Raw genomic sequence first — 15,007 nt, 5'->3', positions numbered from 1 at the left:
CTTGAGAAAACATATTTCTTGTTTTTCTTGGAATAATTTATTCTTTGGAAGTCCCATAAATGTACGAATCATTTTAAGCGCTCTAGTAAACGATCGCCTACTCGCAATGAATTGGCGATAATGGTCAGCGTGGGATTGACGGCAGAACTGGATGGAAAGAAGCTGCCATCGACAACATAGAGATTATCCACGTCATGAGTACGGCAATTGAGATCGAGTACGGAGGTTTTTGGGTCTTCTCCAAAAAGACAAGTACCGCATTGATGACCAACCGATTGCAATGGCATCATGTTGCGGGGATAGAGGCTAAATGGAATACAGTGTTCTGCCCGATCGACCTGCTTGAGAACACCTACCCAGCGTTTAGCTAGGCGATCGCTTGCTTCTAAATTGTTGGGTTTATAGTTTAAGTAAAGGCGCTCTTTTTCTACCCGCACGCGATTCTCAGGATCGGGTAAGTCTTCTGTTTGCAACCACCAGCCAACTGTATGATCGGCAACTGTTTTCAGTTCTGCCCCTGGTCGCAGCCTTAATAGTGGAGCCATAAGTGCGGGAACTTCGGCAGGTAGCATATCTGCCAAGACGTTGCCAGTATTTTGTACCAAGCCCATTGGGTAGGGAAAATCAGATTCGCCCCAATAAAAATCACTAATGGCGATCGTTTTTTGGTAAACAGATGGATTGAGTTTTGTGTTGAGTTGCACCATTGCCATAGAAATATGCTTCATCAGGTTGCGCCCCACCCGATCGGAACTGTTTGCCAATCCGTTGGGATGTTGGTCATTGTGCGATCGCAATAACAATGCTGCTGAGTTAATCGCGCCACAAGCAACTACAACAATATCACCTGTAAAGAATTGAGTTTCACCGCCAATCTCAGCTTCTACGCGGGTAACTTCTCGACCAGAGGGACTTGTATGTAACCGTGTGACTTTGGCTTCAGTCAGTAAAGTAATGTTTTCATTATGGCGAATGTGTTGAATACAGTTAATTTCAGCATCAGCTTTACCTTGAGTTAAACAAGGAAAGCCATCGCAGGTATTACAACGAATACAATTCCCCAAGCTCTTATCTACTTCATTAAGTTTCAATCCCAACGGCAGATTAAAGGGATGCAAACCAGCTTCCCTCAGACTGTTAACCAGTTCCTGCATTCGGGGTTCATGGTGTACGGGAGGATAAGGATAAGGCAAACTCCTAGCTGCCTCGGTGGGATCGATACCCCCTTGACCGTGGACATCATAAAGCTGCTCTGCTTGCGTGTAGTACGGTTCAAAGTCGCGGTATTTTAATGGCCATTCCGGTGAAATACCGTCCTTGTGTTCCACCTGCTCAAAATCGCGTTCCCGTAATCGCAACAACGCTGCACCATAAACTTTCGTATTACCACCAACCCAATAGTTCGTTGCTGGACGGAAGGGTTTATGATTTACGTCATACCACTGCTCTGGAGTGTGATACCGTTCTTTTTGGTAAACTTCCAGCGCACTCCAGTTTTCCTTTTCTCTCGGTAAAAAGTTACCTCGTTCCAAAATTAAAATTTTCTTGCCACTGGGTGCAAGATGATAGGCTAAAGTGCCTCCACCCGCCCCAGTGCCGATGATAATTGCATCATAATGAGTGTTGGTTGTCATGATTGTTCTCCGGGAATTGGCAGAGAGTCGCTCAAATCGATTTTGCCGTTACGATTGTAGTCACAGCGAAAAATACAGCGTTTGTGATTGTTGTGATGCAATTTTGCACACTTGACGGCGCGTTTGCCAAATAGATATTGATATACTCCTGATGCCAGAAACATCCCCGCAGGTGGCACAATTACATATAGCCAAAATGCTGTCCAAATGTGGGCAGGTAAAGCAGAAGCTAGGCTGCGGGCAGGGTTCATGCCAAAGCCCGATAGAGGAGCTTCAAAAAAAACGTAAACCATTACCAGAAATCCGGCAAATAGCCCTGTAAAACGACTGAGTTTCTGGTTGTTACTACTTATCAGCACGGTCATCATCATTACAAATGCAATGACTAGTTCGCCCAATACAGCCACAACCCAACCTGATTTTCCTGGCACGGTAACGATATAGTTCACAGGCACTTTGGTGAACACCTGACCCAGCAATAATGCCACTAAATAAACCCCAAACAATCCGCCCAAACATTGAAACAGAATGTAAAAAATAGCATCCTGACGTTTGACTTTTCCCAGACGATAGAATGTGAGCGTGACAGCAGGATTCATGTGTGCGCCGGATTGCTTGCCCCAAGGAGAATAAATAAGAGTAATTGCTGTCAGACCCATGACCACACCAATTAAAAACCGACGCAAATCGCCATTGGGAATTGCTTGATGAATCGGGGAACCAGGATACTGAAATAGACAGGTGAATACTCCCGCAGCAATCAGAAATAATCCCAGTTGTGCTGCTTCCATTAAGTATTCTGGTAAATGCTTTCTAAATGTTTCCATGCTGCTCTTGCGCTCGGTGTTCAGCATTTTGGAGAATTAGCGCGGCGACTAATCCTGTCCAGCCTGTTTGATGACTGGCTCCAATACCCGCCCCGTTATCTCCATGAAAGTATTCGTGGAATAAAATATAGTTACGCCAATGGGGATCGGATTGAAATATTTCCAGACCGCCATATACCGGACGACGATCGGCAGGATCTTGCTCAAAGATCGCAACTAGGCGATGAGAAAGGGCGATCGCTATTTCCTTTAATGTCATTTCTTGCCCGGAACCTGTGGGATATTCCACCTTCAAGCTATCTCCGAAGTAATCATAAAACCTCCAGAGTGATTCAATAATTAAGTAGTTTACCGGAAACCAAATCGGGCCACGCCAGTTAGAGTTACCGCCAAACAAACCTGTGGTAGATTCGGCGGGTTCGTAACGAACGCAGTAATCATGTTCGCCTTGATGTAATATATAAGGATCTTTGAGGTGATGCTTGGAGATGGCGCGAATTCCGTAATCACTCAAGAATTCATTTTCGTCGAGCATCCGTTGCAGAATACGTTGTAACTTTGTCTTGTAAGCGATCGCTAACAGTCTTCTCGCGCCTACCCCCGGTGTTTCCATACAGGCGACATTATCTTTTAAATCTGGACGATTGCGAATGAACCATTCCATCCGACGCTTGAAGCCTGGAAAACGCTCTAAAGTTTCTAATTCCAGCACTGTGACAGCGTGAAGGGGAATTAACCCAACCATTGAGCGCACTTTGACGGGAAATTGCCGTCCATCGGGTAAATGCAGCGCATCGTAGTAAAAGCCGTCTTCTTCATTCCACAGCGAAATCTCTGCATTTCCAATACCGTCAATGGCATCGGCAATGTAGAGAAAATGCTCGAAGAACTTGCTGGCAATGTCTTCGTAGGTAGAATCTTCTTTGGCGAGTTCCAGTGCGATCGCTAGCATATTTAAACAGTACATTCCCATCCAGCTTGTACCATCTGCTTGATTGAGATGGCCGCCTGTAGGTAGTTCATTGCTGCGGTCAAATACCCCTATGTTGTCCAGCCCCAAAAATCCACCCTGAAATACATTCTTACCTTCTATATCTTTGCGATTTACCCACCAAGTAAAATTCAGCAACAGCTTGTGAAATACCTTTTCCAGAAAAGCGCGATCGGCTTTTTTGCAAGACTTCTGCTCGATTTGATAAACCCGCAAAGCTGCCCACGCTTGCACGGGGGGATTAACATCACCAAATGCCCATTCATAAGCAGGTAATTGACCATTGGGCTGCATATACCATTCGCGTGTCAGGCGGTCAAGCTGCAACTTGGCGAAATTTGGATCGATGACAGCTAAGGGAATCAAGTGAAATGCTAAATCCCAAGCAGCAAACCAAGGGTATTCCCACTTGTCTGGCATCGAGAGGATATCTTCACTAAATAGAGAAATCCACTCATGGTTGCGTCCAGTCTGTCGTTCTGGTGGAGGTGGCGGTTGTTGGGGATCGCCCTTGAGCCAGTCATGGACGACATAGTTATAATACTGCTTGCTCCATAGCAAGCCGGCAAAGGCTTGACGTTGAATATTGCGCTGATCTTCTGACACGGGAAAGGGAGAAATGCCCTGATAAAATTCATCAGCTTCAGCAATGCGTGTCTGGAAAATTGTGTCAAAATCTTTGCCAAAAGGATCTGTCAGTGTTTGCACATCACTCAAACGCAAGCGCAAAACTTTAGTTTCACCTGGATTGATGGTTAATTTGTAGTGAGAGGCAAACTTTGTACCTATACAGTTGGAATTGACGGCGGCTGTTTTCCCATTCACCACATACTCATTAATGCCATCTTTGACATAAGGTGAGCTATTGGTAGAACCAAATAATCGTTCGTAATTGGTTTCGTTGTCAGTAAACAGAAGTTCTGTATCTCCTTGGCAGTAAAGCCAGCGAGTTCCCAGGTGAGAATTATCGGCTTCAATTAAACTGAAGTTGGAATCTGAGCTAACCACTTTCATAAAAGGTTTCTCAATTTCGGGATTCCAAGCCCAGATATTCCGAAACCAGAGTGTTGGCAGTAGGTGGAGTGTGCTGGCTTCTGAACTGCGATTAGCGATCGCAATTTTAATTAAAATATCTTCCGGTGCGGCTTTGGCATACTCGATAAAAACATCAAAATAACGGTTCTCGGCAAAGATCCCCGTATCAAGTAGCTCAAACTCCGGCTCAAATTTACTTCGGCGCTGATTTTCTTGTAATAGTTGCGTGTAAGGAAATGCTTGTTGGGGATACTTGTACAAGCACTTCATGTAGGAATGGGTGGGCGTATTGTCAAGATAAAAGTAATACTCTTTAACATCTTCACCGTGATTACCTTCTGTGCCCGTTAGCCCAAACAGTCGTTCTTTGAGAATGGGATCGTTGCCATTCCACAAGGCGATCGCAAAACACAAACGTTGCCGACTATCGGAAATACCAGCAATGCCATCTTCGCCCCAACGGTAAACACGCGATCGGGCATGATCGTGAGGAAAATAATCCCAAGCAGAACCGTCGCGGCTGTAATCCTCCCGTACCGTTCCCCATTGGCGATCGCTGAGATAAGGCCCCCAGCGTTTCCAGTAGGCAACACGTTCTTGATCCTGCTGCAATCTTACTTCTTCTGGAGTCACGTCGCTTTGCTCCGAATTCAAAATTTAAAATTCAAAATGGGCATTGGGCATGGGGCATTGGGCATTGGCAATGAGGCTTTGAACTTCATTAATGAGGCTTTGAACTCCATTAATAAGTCATTGAACTCCATTAATGAGGCTTTGAACTCCATTAATGAGGCTTTGAACTCCATTAATGAGTCTTTGAACTCCATTAATGAGGCTTTGAACTCCATTAATGGGGCTTTGAACTCCATTAATGAGTCATTGAACTCCATTAATGAGTCATTGAACTCCATTAATGAGTCATTGAACTCCGTTAATGAGGCTTTGAACTCCATTAATGAGTCTTTGAACTTCATTAATGAGCTTTCTGAACTCCACTCCTCTGCCCCATGCCCCATGCCCCATGCCCCATGCCCCATGCCCCTCTCTATTGCTCTTGATAATTCCAGAGCAACCCACCGTCAACAAAAAATGTTGTACCTGTGACATAATCTGACTCAGAAGATGCGAGAAATGCAACTATAGACGCAACATCTCCTGGTTGTCCCAATCGTCCCAAGGGAATGTTTTTCAGGAGTGCCCCTAACTTCTGTGGATCGTTTAAAAGTTTAGTATTGATGGGAGTTTCAATTGCCCCTGGCGCAACATTATTAATATTAATGCCATGAGGAGCCAGTTCCACAGCCAAATTACGGGTGAGCATTTTCAAGCCACCTTTGCTAGCACAGTAGGCAGCAAAGTGCGGAAAGGGTAATTCTTCGTGTACGGAACTAATATTAATAATCTTGCCAGGTTGCTTTGTTTCTAGTAGGTGTTGCACAAATGCTTGTGTGGCAAAGAATATTCCTTTGAGATTCACATTCATGACAGCATCGTAATCGGCTTCAGTCACATCCCAAAAATTGGCGTTTTTTTCAATGCCTGCATTGTTAACTAAGATATCTAACTTGCCAAAGTGGGAAATACTGTCTGCAATCAAGCGCTGCACATCGGCAACCGTACCTGTATCTGCCTGAATTGTAAACCCATCTACTATATGGCACTGGCCACCAGCCGCTTTTACCTTCGATAAGGTTTCTTCTGCCCCTTCAGGATGAGAGCGATAGTTGATAACAATACTTGCTCCTTCCTGTGCTAGACGAATTGCGATCGCCTGTCCTATCCCTTGACTACTCCCTGTAACCAGTGCAATTTTATCTTTTAGTTTCATATACCTGTTCCAATGACTTTAGTATTGAAAGCGCTCTGTTACATCAAGTCCGGTTGATTAACGATTATTCGATATATCTGTGCAAAAATCTAAAACTATTTTCTCCCTGGCTCTGTGCCCACTGTGGTATGAATAAGTCTTTCACTGGATATGATACAACACTATAGAATCCGATCTGTCTCAGTATCCATGCTCACCTTCATCCTTGAACCAAGCTAGTTAGGCGAAAACCATTTCGCTAAGGGTGTATCGCACCAGATAGTTGTTAAACTATATTTCTACAAGAGAGTATGTTGGTCAACTCTAGTATCTTTAAGGGAAATTATTTCAACTGTACGGAATCCGAGTACCGCTAAGAGATTATTTTCGGGCAGTTTGACGGGAGCAGGTTGATCGCCGTGACCTGGAGCGGGGAGGGGATAAGCAGTCGCCGCAGCAGTGTGGAAGCGAATATTGCCTTCGCTATGCTCAATCACTTGATGGATGTGTCCCGTTAACACTGTTACCGATGCAAAACGAGATAGCAGTGAAAGCAACTTTGCCGAATCGGCAGTTGCCCATCCCCATTTGGGATAAAGGTCATACAGGGGAATATGGCTGAAAATAACTAAAGGCTTATCCTGTTTCTGCGCTGCTAAATCTTTTGCCAGGTAGTCCAACTGCGCCTGACCCAGTTTACCTGTACCGGTTGCCCCAAAGTCTAGTACATTAGTTAAGGAGACAAAGTGTATTCCCGCCTGATCCCAAACCTGTAAGCCTTCTTTAACATCCTTTCGATTAAAGGCTTCTTCGTAGGCTTTGCCGCGATCGCCAATTGTATCGTGTTCCCCTGGTAGGGTAAACAGTGGAACTTTCAATTGAGAAAGCAGTTGTTTGGCCTGATCAAATTCTTCTGCTTTAGACAAATGGGAGATGTCTCCGGTGTGAATGACAAAGGCGGGTGGAGTGGGTAAAGCATTGATTGCATTGATCGTTTTCTGGAGCGTATCGGTTACATGTTCATTTGCAGGTTTTTTGAAACCGATGTGCGTATCGCTAATTTGAACGAAGGAAAACGGTAAAGCCGTGGATGATTTTTGAGCATTTGGTTCTCCTACCTGACAGGCAGTCAATAAGCCATTTCCGCCAACAGTCCACACAATGCCGAGTCCTGTCCAGCCTACGTGTTCAATAAATTTTCTGCGTTGCATTGGTATTCCTCTGGTTAATTTTTCTCTTTTGTTACCGTCAACGTCCCTTTCATAAAGGGATGAACTGAGCAAATATAGGGATAGATACCGGGTTTAGTAGCGGTGTAGTTCCAGGTTTGATTGGTATCTAGTGCTTTAGAGTTGAAAGTACCATCCGTAGCCGTAGCCGTGTGGGGTTCTTCATCGACATTGATAAATTGAACAGTTTTACCAACAGCGATCGCCAAATTTGCTGGCTCAAATTTGAAATTATGAATTTTGACCGTAGCATCGGCAGTTTGTTGGCTAGTTTGGGGTTGGGACTTGGGTTGATCTTTCATCACCATTGGTTGGCTAGTCGTTGCCTTATGGTTCGGACTACAGGATGACAACGACAACAGGATGACCAAGAAGGCACTGGCGATCGCTATGAAAAAATAAGAAATGTATTTCATCAGCGTCCTCCCATTCGCTTTGGTTGATGATGAAACAGCCCTGTCAGCGAGAGTCCGGTAGCCACTAAGCCAATCAGACCTAGCCCATTCAAAACTGGCACAATGGCATCGAGTTTGAAGATTTGGAAGGTGTGAACAGAGATTAAAAATGCAGCAAGCTCTTCTTGATGCAACCATTTGTCGGCGATAGCAACGAAGCAGCCAGTTACAGCAGTAAAAAGTAACGGCAAACAAAAGAGTGTGGCAATTAGCCGATGGTACTTGCGAAGTGTGTTTTTCATCATCTTAATTTTTAGTCTTGTGTAAATCCTTGCAGTTGATCTTCAAGGTTATGGCGATAGCCTTGATCGTTTAGTATTTGCTCAGGTAGTCGATTCGTTTTGACAGCAGCTTGAATAATATCTTGAGCCGTAATTGATCCAGACGCGATCGCGTCAATCAGGACACCATTGCTGGGAATGCCTTGGTCTTTTAAGTAGCCTTGATAGGCCAAATAAGCCAGATTAAAAGGTCTGATCTGGTTTGCCCTATGTTGATTTGCTGCATAGGGATTGAGGCTGGTTAGTGCGGTTTGGGACTGCGCCGCAGCAGGTAAAATGGCAGCGCACAGAAACAGTGTTGTTAACATCGTAGAAATAGAGCGTCGCATAGAATTACCTCTGGATTGGTTATTTGACTACAGCAGTTTTACTGACCTTCAATGCTTGGATGCAGCACAAACTTTCAGGCAAATTGGTTGAATCCAAACTGCCAAAGGTGCAAAATTATGACAAGCTAAAGAAGAACTTTGCGGGTTGACGATATAAATTTCGTTGGGACATTGCAGTGCAATACCCAGTTTTAAAAGGTGTAGGAGTGGGCAGGTAAGCAATTAGCGTGATTTCAGAAATTTAGTTGCAACTTATGCCTGAAAAGAATGCTAATTGGGTTACTTACTTGTCTCTACCTTTAAGACGATTGGGAATCAATTTTGGATTTAAATTCTTCAAATGCCCTGACTGGCTGATGTTCACGGTTCGTTTGGTTTGGGGTGCGAGCTAATCTTAAGAAATCAAAACAAAATAACCCACTTCTAGAAAATTTTGAGGCTACGTTCATCCAATTAGCTTCACCAATCGTTTTAAAGATGAAAGTAAGTTTGCTCTATACTCAAAAGAAGTTGTGAAATCAGGATTGGCACTCACGTTGCAAGATGCATTAGGCATTTTTGCAGAGAAATTAGCCTCGGTCTATTCACCTGAATCTATGGATCTAAGTTCTCCTGATCGCCGTTCATCAGAAACGTCATCCAAGAGTGATGCCGCACTCTTGGATGACTTGAAGGCACATCTTCCAGCGGCCTTAGGGTGTCTCTATGATCGCTATGGCAGCGTGGTGTATGGAGTGGCGCTGAAAGTGTTGCAAAGCCAGCCGGAAGCAGAAGACCTGACTCAGGAAATTTTTCTATCGCTATGGCAGCGCCCGGTTGACTCTGCTAAACACGGTCATTTGATGCGCTACCTGATTGTCATGACTCGATCGCGGGCGATTGACAAACTGCGATCGCACAGTCGCACCCTTAATTTGGTGCAACGTTGGGGGCAGAACGTCACTGCTGCACCCCCCGCCCATACTCCGGTTGAGCAGGCTGTTTTCAATGAGCGATCGCAGCAAGTGCGGCAGGCATTAGCTCAACTTTCCGTTCAGCAACGGCAGGTGATCGAACTGGCCTATGATGCCGGACTAAGCCAATCAGAAATTGCCCAACAACTGCATAAACCCCTGGGAAGCGTCAAAAGCTGGACTCGCCAGGGACTCCTGAAACTGAAGCAACTTTTACGGGACTCAATTGACTAAGGTTATGACTGAACCTCTCACCCCTCAAGCAATCGAAACCTTAGCAGCAGGCTATGTAGTGGGCGACCTTGATCGCACTGAAGTCGCAGCTTTCGAGCAACTGCTGATAGAAAATCCGGCATTGGTGGCACAAGTGAATCAGTTGCGAGAGGTCTTAGACCAGGTGGCTCGTGACTTAAACAGCGTTGAACCCCCTCCCCATCTCCGGTCTGTCATCCTGGCAACGGCTACTACCACTCAACTGACCTCCCGACACAAACAGCCTCGGCTCTTTTGGTATACCGTCATGGGTAGTGTCGTGGCACTCCTGATTCTGTGTTTAGGAGTAGATAACTATCGCTTGCGACAAGATTTGGGCATAGCTCAAAACATTAATACCTTACTGCAACAGTCCCAGACGCAACTTTTCTCTCTCAAGGCTGTGAATGCGTCAAATACTGCTGCGGGTAGCTTTGTTGTGAATTTAGGACAACGGCAGGGAATTCTAGTCGTGCAAAATCTGGTGGCTCCACCCACAGGTAAGGTCTATCGACTTTGGGCGATCGCTGATGGCGAAAAAATTCCCTGTGGCACTGTGAAAATTAATCCCCAGGGAAAGGTGTTAGATAAATTCTGGATGCCTGCCGACTTTTATGACACAGGTATCTCTGGGTTATTCGTGACGTTGGAATCGTCTGAAACTAGCCGTTATCCAACCGGAGCTATTGTGATGCAGACTAACTCATCGACCAAGATATAACCTCAGCAACGTGTTTTTCAGAAATGGAAACATTCAGATAATTTTTGATAACGTGAGCCTAATTTACTTAATAACTCCAAGTATATTGGAATAGACCTTTTATCCCAAACAACGCTAATCATTAACAGATTAATACACCCCCAATTAGTCCGGTCAATCACTACATAAATAACTTCATTTCAGGGAAAATATATCTTTAACCAGCTTTTAATAATTGGAAACCAAATTTTTTCAATATTTATGTAATTTAAAGATAAAAATATTTGAATTATTTTTATTCTACTTTCAAAAAATATGGGGATAGGTCAAGCAGTAGCTAGTGCTTCAATGCTAACAGTTTTAATAGATTGCAATAAATTTATCAGGATTTTTAGTAATAAATATTCTGCACGTCCCAATTCTCGCTTGAGGTTTGTTTCGTAGAATTCTGACAATATTATCATTAAATAGAGTTTGTTGCGAATGAATGCTCTTTTTGTTTTACCACAAATTGCTACATTCTTTGTAATATAAGCATTATAGACCATTTTATCCCCCCGCAAGATCCAATACACAGTGCTTTTAAATCCATTGAAAAACTACTGGAAATTTCTAAAATTAATTCAATTTTCTCCCCTAATTTTACCCGATTGCTCTCTATATTCATAAACACAAGGGCAGAGAACATTGCCCAAGACACACATTAAAATCAGGAAAAAACAATGAAAACTGTAGAAGCTAGTCAACCTAAAACATTGAAGAAATTTGTGATTCGTGAAGTTGAAACTCTGAAAACTACCGCTGCTGCCGCTTATGTCTGCTGGATATGCAGTAGTTGTTGGTAATTTCTAGAATTAATTCAAATATCTCCCCTAATTTTACCCGATTGTTATTTATATTCATCAACATAAGGGTAGATAACATTGTCCAAAACAAACATGAAACTCTGGAAAAAATAATGAAAACTGTAGAAGCTAGTCAACCTAAAACATTGAAGAAATTTGTGATTCGTGAAGTTGAAACTCTGAAAACTACCGCTGCTGCCGCTTATGTCTGCTGGATATGCAGTAGTTGTTGGTAATTTCTAGAATTAATTCAAATATCTCCCCTAATTTTACCCGATTGTTATTTATATTCATCAACATAAGGGTAGATAACATTGTCCAAAACAAACATGAAACTCTGGAAAAAATAATGAAAACTGTAGAAGCTAGTCAACCTAAAACATTGAAGAAATTTGTGATTCGTGAAGTTGAAACTCTGAAAACTACCGCTGCTGCCGCTTATGTCTGCTGGATATGCAGTAGTTGTTGGTAATTTCTAGAATTAATTCAAATATCTCCCCTAATTTTACCCGATTGTTATTTATATTCATCAACATAAGGGTAGATAACATTGTCCAAAACAAACATGAAACTCTGGAAAAAATAATGAAAACTGTAGAAGCTAGTCAACCTAAAACATTGAAGAAATTTGTGATTCGTGAAGTTGAAACTCTGAAAACTACTGCTGCTGCCGCTTATGTCTGCTGGATATGCAGTAGTTGTTGGTAAGCTAAAACAATCAATGAACTATTGAATTTCAACTTGACATTGTAAGTAGTTCATTGAGCTAGTTACACCTGAAATTAGTGGGGGATTGCAATCCCCCACTAATTAATAAATATTTTTTATCTTATGCATTCTCCTTTAGGCGTTTCCATAAGGGGATGTGCAGAGGCGCAGAGAAATAAAGAGTTGAAAATTAGGAGTTTTGTAACAACAAGTCTATTGATTGTGACTCCGGAATTCAGAATTATTACAACATTAAATTAGGAAGGAAACTTGACGTGACCAGATATCCTACCGACGCTCTGGTTTCTATTTATCCATTTACTCGCCAACCTGAAGGAGATGAATTCATTATTGGTAGAGTAGATACTAATATTTTTCTAGCATTGCCTTCTGATGCAATAGAGTTACTAGACTATTTGGCTGCTGGCAAAACCATCGGACAGGCACAATGGCTTTACGAGCAAAAGTATAATGAAGTACCAGATATTGAAGGTCTGCTAGAAGTTTTAGAAGAAAACGATTTTGTTAATATTCTATGTGCGAAACAAACAATTTTTACAACACATACTAAGCAACCGAAGCAAATAAATCACTTCACTTGGATTTCTCAATCTTTTGCCAAAAATTTATTTAGCAATAAGGTATTAATTGGTTGTGGATTAATCGTATTTATGGCTTTATTTGCTGTTTACTTGAAGCCGATAATTTTGCCTAGTTATCAAGCTTTGGTCTTTAGCAAAAATGTCACAATGATGGCATTAGTTTTAACTGGAATTAATGTTATTGCAGTGTTTATGCATGAGATGGCTCACTTATTAGCTGCTAAAGCAGTAGGTGTTTCTTGTCAATTAAGACTTAGCAATCGCCTTTGGATACTCGTAGCAGAAACAGATATGACGGGGATATGGGGTGTTCCTCGAAATCAGCGATATTTACCTTTTATTGCAGGCCCTTTACTAGATATTGTATCAGCTTCTATCTTGCTACTGGTTTTGTTTGCCGAACAACAAAAATGGCTAGCGATCGCTCCTATTGTTTTGCAATTAATGCAAGCGATCGCTTTGAGTTATCTCCTAGCTATACTTTGGCAATGCTATTTCTTTGTTCGGACTGATTTTTATTACGTAATTGCAAACTTTTTTAGATGTAGAAGTCTGATGAAGGATACAAAGCTTTTCGTACAAAACCAAATATTGCGATTATTCAGATTTTCTCATACTACTGACCAATCATCTATTCCTAAAGGCGAAATGCGAGTGATTCGCTGTTACGCTCTTATCTACGTTCTAGGTCACATAGCTGCATTTTGGTAAGTTTACTCTTCGCTACTGCTCCTAATACTGGTGAAACTGCGAGCGCTCACTTAAATCAGAAGTTTTTGGCACAAAAGATTAGCTTGCAATTACCAGCAGAACCAGAAGTAGTAATTTCTCAAGAGAAAATGTCCCAACTGGCACAAAACTTGGAAGAACAAATTGCCAGAGATGCTATTGAACTTGAAATTCACGGGCCGCGGCTGGTTTCCTATTGGTTAAAAAGCGACCAACCTGAAAAAGCATTGATTTGGCAAGCAAGACTTTTAGGAATTTATAACCATCAAGGTTTTTATGAAGATGCATTAGTCTACTGTGAATCTGTCGCTACTCAACTTGACCATCTTTGTGGAACGGACAATAACATGCGATGGAATATGGTTGGGAATCTTTTTAATTGCTACGCAACAACAAAAAATATTGCCAAGGCATATCAAATAGTTCAAGAAGAAGCTCTCCTCAAACTTGATGCACCAGCACAGTTAGTTCGAGCTTATTACATAATGGCAATGTTCCATACTCGCTTTCTGCCGGAACACGACCACGCTTTAGCTGAAGATTATCTCAATCGCAGTCTGAGCATCTTAGCAGACCCAACTTCGGATATTCCAGCTGATGATAGACATTTTATGGCAGCTTTCGATATGAACGGTTTAGCACTTGTTAAACACCGTCAAGGTGTTCCTCAAGAAGCGATCGCACTTTGTAAGTCGGCAATTGAAGAATTCAAAAATAATTTGAGTGAAGGTAAACATCGATTGCATCGCTCAGTTTTGGACTATAACATTGCTCAAGTATATGCAGCAATGGGCGAATTAGAAGAAGCTGTGATTTATTTTACTGCTGCGATCGCTGCCGATCCAAACTACTCAGAGTACTACAACGATCGCGGTAATGCTTACCAACGCATGGGTCATTTAGAAAATGCTTTGGACGATTATCACCAGGCTATTGAACTTAGTCCGCCATACTATGAAGTCTGGATGAATATGGGACATTGCTATTACTTAAAAGGTCTGATCGAGGAAGCTATCAAAGCTTATTCGGTTGCTCTTGATTTACAGCCTACTCAGACTCCAGTATTAATTGCTCGCGCCCAAGTATTTGAAGCATGTGGACATCTAGAAGAAGCCTTATTAGATTATAATGCAGCACTTGATTTAAATTCACAGCAACCTTTCTTATTAGCAAATTGGGCTACACTTCACTACGAACTCGGACAACTATCAGAAGCTTTGAGTGATTTATCAGCTGCGATCGCCTTATCACCAGACAATCCAGACTTATATCAAAATCGGGCGATCGTATTAATTAGTTTAGGTCAGTCTGATGCTGCATCTGCCGATCTCCAGACTTATCTTCGGCTGAATCCCAACGCAACAGATCGTGCTGAAGTAGAAGAAAGTTTATCTAGTCTGAGCAAGGGATAACTATCAAATTCTTCTGATGAGATTCAGAATATTATTTGCTCTGAATTGATGGAGCGATGTCTACGATATCGCTCCATAATATTATAAATACAATTGTCAGTCTATGGGAATGCTGCAACTTAAAATCTTCATCACTTTGCCTGGTTCAGAAGCACGTAAAAATACACGTGCAACTGGATGATTTTTCCGAACCACCTCTTGTAATAGCTCTAACAAAC

The 15,007-nt window shown here is 42.4% G+C and carries 17 protein-coding genes and 1 pseudogene; 8 read left to right on the top strand and 10 right to left on the bottom strand.

Going from position 1 to position 15,007, the window contains the following annotated elements:
* Positions 1-68 precede the first annotated feature (68 nt).
* The 9 genes from HWQ42_RS14585 to HWQ42_RS14545 form a co-directional block, all read right to left on the bottom strand.
* Complete coding sequence (locus tag HWQ42_RS14585) at positions 69-1,634, bottom strand: GMC family oxidoreductase (protein WP_292813164.1); 1,566 nt, start codon at positions 1,632-1,634, stop codon at positions 69-71.
* Entirely contained in the window at positions 1,631-2,461 is an 831-nt protein-coding gene (locus tag HWQ42_RS14580) for an MIP/aquaporin family protein (RefSeq protein WP_292813161.1), read from the bottom strand. The genes HWQ42_RS14585 and HWQ42_RS14580 overlap by 4 nt, the downstream gene beginning before the upstream one ends.
* Complete coding sequence (locus tag HWQ42_RS14575) at positions 2,448-5,120, bottom strand: glucosidase (protein ID WP_292813159.1); 2,673 nt, start codon at positions 5,118-5,120, stop codon at positions 2,448-2,450. The genes HWQ42_RS14580 and HWQ42_RS14575 overlap by 14 nt, the downstream gene beginning before the upstream one ends.
* 17 nt (positions 5,121-5,137) lie before the next feature.
* The gene (locus HWQ42_RS14570; protein WP_292813156.1) at positions 5,138-5,524 is read right to left on the bottom strand and encodes a hypothetical protein; all 387 of its coding nucleotides are present in this window, start codon (positions 5,522-5,524) and stop codon (positions 5,138-5,140) included.
* An 8-nt stretch (positions 5,525-5,532) separates the two neighbouring features.
* A complete protein-coding gene (locus tag HWQ42_RS14565) occupies positions 5,533-6,315 on the bottom strand; it encodes a glucose 1-dehydrogenase (RefSeq protein ID WP_292813154.1) in 783 nt (260 codons plus the stop codon).
* 278 nt (positions 6,316-6,593) lie between these two features.
* Complete coding sequence (locus HWQ42_RS14560) at positions 6,594-7,505, bottom strand: metallophosphoesterase (RefSeq protein ID WP_292813151.1); 912 nt, start codon at positions 7,503-7,505, stop codon at positions 6,594-6,596.
* A gap of 14 nt (positions 7,506-7,519) precedes the next feature.
* The gene (locus HWQ42_RS14555) at positions 7,520-7,939 is read right to left on the bottom strand and encodes a cupredoxin family copper-binding protein (protein ID WP_292813149.1); all 420 of its coding nucleotides are present in this window, start codon (positions 7,937-7,939) and stop codon (positions 7,520-7,522) included.
* A complete protein-coding gene (locus HWQ42_RS14550) occupies positions 7,939-8,223 on the bottom strand; it encodes a peptidase (protein ID WP_334812277.1) in 285 nt (94 codons plus the stop codon). Before HWQ42_RS14550 ends, HWQ42_RS14555 begins: the two co-directional genes overlap by 1 nt.
* Before the next feature lie 8 nt (positions 8,224-8,231).
* Positions 8,232-8,588: a hypothetical protein gene (locus tag HWQ42_RS14545; protein WP_292813147.1), complete on the bottom strand. Its 357-nt coding sequence runs from the start codon at positions 8,586-8,588 to the stop codon at positions 8,232-8,234.
* 512 nt (positions 8,589-9,100) lie between these two features.
* On the opposite strand from HWQ42_RS14545, the gene HWQ42_RS14540 reads away from it, so the two are divergent.
* Entirely contained in the window at positions 9,101-9,775 is a 675-nt protein-coding gene (locus tag HWQ42_RS14540; protein ID WP_292813145.1) for a sigma-70 family RNA polymerase sigma factor, read from the top strand.
* A gap of 4 nt (positions 9,776-9,779) precedes the next feature.
* Entirely contained in the window at positions 9,780-10,514 is a 735-nt protein-coding gene (locus HWQ42_RS14535; protein ID WP_292813142.1) for an anti-sigma factor, read from the top strand.
* 35 nt (positions 10,515-10,549) lie between these two features.
* Here HWQ42_RS14535 and HWQ42_RS14530 read toward each other — a convergent pair.
* Positions 10,550-10,951: pseudogene (locus HWQ42_RS14530) on the bottom strand (IS4 family transposase); the annotation flags it as partial.
* Positions 10,952-11,215: 264 nt separating this feature from the next.
* Between HWQ42_RS14530 and HWQ42_RS14525 the strand changes: the two are divergent.
* The 6 genes from HWQ42_RS14525 to HWQ42_RS14500 all read left to right on the top strand — a co-directional run bounded on the left by HWQ42_RS14525 (position 11,216) and on the right by HWQ42_RS14500 (position 14,789).
* Positions 11,216-11,338 (top strand): hypothetical protein, encoded by a 123-nt coding sequence (locus HWQ42_RS14525; protein ID WP_292739340.1) that lies wholly within the window; start codon positions 11,216-11,218, stop codon positions 11,336-11,338.
* Between the two features lie 113 nt (positions 11,339-11,451).
* The gene (locus tag HWQ42_RS14520) at positions 11,452-11,574 is read left to right on the top strand and encodes a hypothetical protein (RefSeq protein WP_292739340.1); all 123 of its coding nucleotides are present in this window, start codon (positions 11,452-11,454) and stop codon (positions 11,572-11,574) included.
* Between the two features lie 113 nt (positions 11,575-11,687).
* Entirely contained in the window at positions 11,688-11,810 is a 123-nt protein-coding gene (locus tag HWQ42_RS14515; RefSeq protein ID WP_292739340.1) for a hypothetical protein, read from the top strand.
* Positions 11,811-11,923: 113 nt separating this feature from the next.
* Positions 11,924-12,046 carry a hypothetical protein gene (locus HWQ42_RS14510; RefSeq protein WP_292739340.1) on the top strand — a complete coding sequence of 41 codons (123 nt, stop codon included), beginning with the start codon at positions 11,924-11,926 and terminating at the stop codon, positions 12,044-12,046.
* 275 nt (positions 12,047-12,321) lie between these two features.
* Complete coding sequence (locus tag HWQ42_RS14505) at positions 12,322-13,359, top strand: hypothetical protein (RefSeq protein ID WP_292813139.1); 1,038 nt, start codon at positions 12,322-12,324, stop codon at positions 13,357-13,359.
* The gene (locus tag HWQ42_RS14500) at positions 13,353-14,789 is read left to right on the top strand and encodes a tetratricopeptide repeat protein (protein WP_292813137.1); all 1,437 of its coding nucleotides are present in this window, start codon (positions 13,353-13,355) and stop codon (positions 14,787-14,789) included. The genes HWQ42_RS14505 and HWQ42_RS14500 overlap by 7 nt, the downstream gene beginning before the upstream one ends.
* Positions 14,790-15,007: the final 218 nt, after the last annotated feature.

The sequence above is a fragment of the Nostoc sp. JL23 genome, assembly GCF_017115065.1.
In the GTDB taxonomy this organism is placed as follows: Bacteria; Cyanobacteriota; Cyanobacteriia; order Cyanobacteriales; family Nostocaceae; genus Nostoc; species Nostoc punctiforme_A.
The sequence above is the reverse complement of the archived record's forward strand: the minus strand, read 5'-3'. Positions and strand labels throughout refer to the sequence as shown.

Excerpts from the sequence above, each read along its gene's own strand:
- HWQ42_RS14585 (WP_292813164.1), bottom strand. The coding sequence starts at position 1,634 with ATGACAACCAACACTCATTATGATGCAATTATCATCGGCACTGGGGCG.
- HWQ42_RS14580 (WP_292813161.1), bottom strand. The coding sequence starts at position 2,461 with ATGGAAACATTTAGAAAGCATTTACCAGAATACTTAATGGAAGCAGCA.
- HWQ42_RS14570 (WP_292813156.1), bottom strand. The coding sequence starts at position 5,524 with ATGGGGCATGGGGCATGGGGCATGGGGCATGGGGCAGAGGAGTGGAGT.
- HWQ42_RS14565 (WP_292813154.1), bottom strand. The coding sequence starts at position 6,315 with ATGAAACTAAAAGATAAAATTGCACTGGTTACAGGGAGTAGTCAAGGG.
- HWQ42_RS14560 (WP_292813151.1), bottom strand. The coding sequence starts at position 7,505 with ATGCAACGCAGAAAATTTATTGAACACGTAGGCTGGACAGGACTCGGC.
- HWQ42_RS14555 (WP_292813149.1), bottom strand. The coding sequence starts at position 7,939 with ATGAAATACATTTCTTATTTTTTCATAGCGATCGCCAGTGCCTTCTTG.
- HWQ42_RS14550 (WP_334812277.1), bottom strand. The coding sequence starts at position 8,223 with ATGATGAAAAACACACTTCGCAAGTACCATCGGCTAATTGCCACACTC.
- HWQ42_RS14545 (WP_292813147.1), bottom strand. The coding sequence starts at position 8,588 with ATGCGACGCTCTATTTCTACGATGTTAACAACACTGTTTCTGTGCGCT.
- HWQ42_RS14535 (WP_292813142.1), top strand. The coding sequence starts at position 9,780 with ATGACTGAACCTCTCACCCCTCAAGCAATCGAAACCTTAGCAGCAGGC.
- HWQ42_RS14525 (WP_292739340.1), top strand. The coding sequence starts at position 11,216 with ATGAAAACTGTAGAAGCTAGTCAACCTAAAACATTGAAGAAATTTGTG.
- HWQ42_RS14520 (WP_292739340.1), top strand. The coding sequence starts at position 11,452 with ATGAAAACTGTAGAAGCTAGTCAACCTAAAACATTGAAGAAATTTGTG.
- HWQ42_RS14515 (WP_292739340.1), top strand. The coding sequence starts at position 11,688 with ATGAAAACTGTAGAAGCTAGTCAACCTAAAACATTGAAGAAATTTGTG.
- HWQ42_RS14510 (WP_292739340.1), top strand. The coding sequence starts at position 11,924 with ATGAAAACTGTAGAAGCTAGTCAACCTAAAACATTGAAGAAATTTGTG.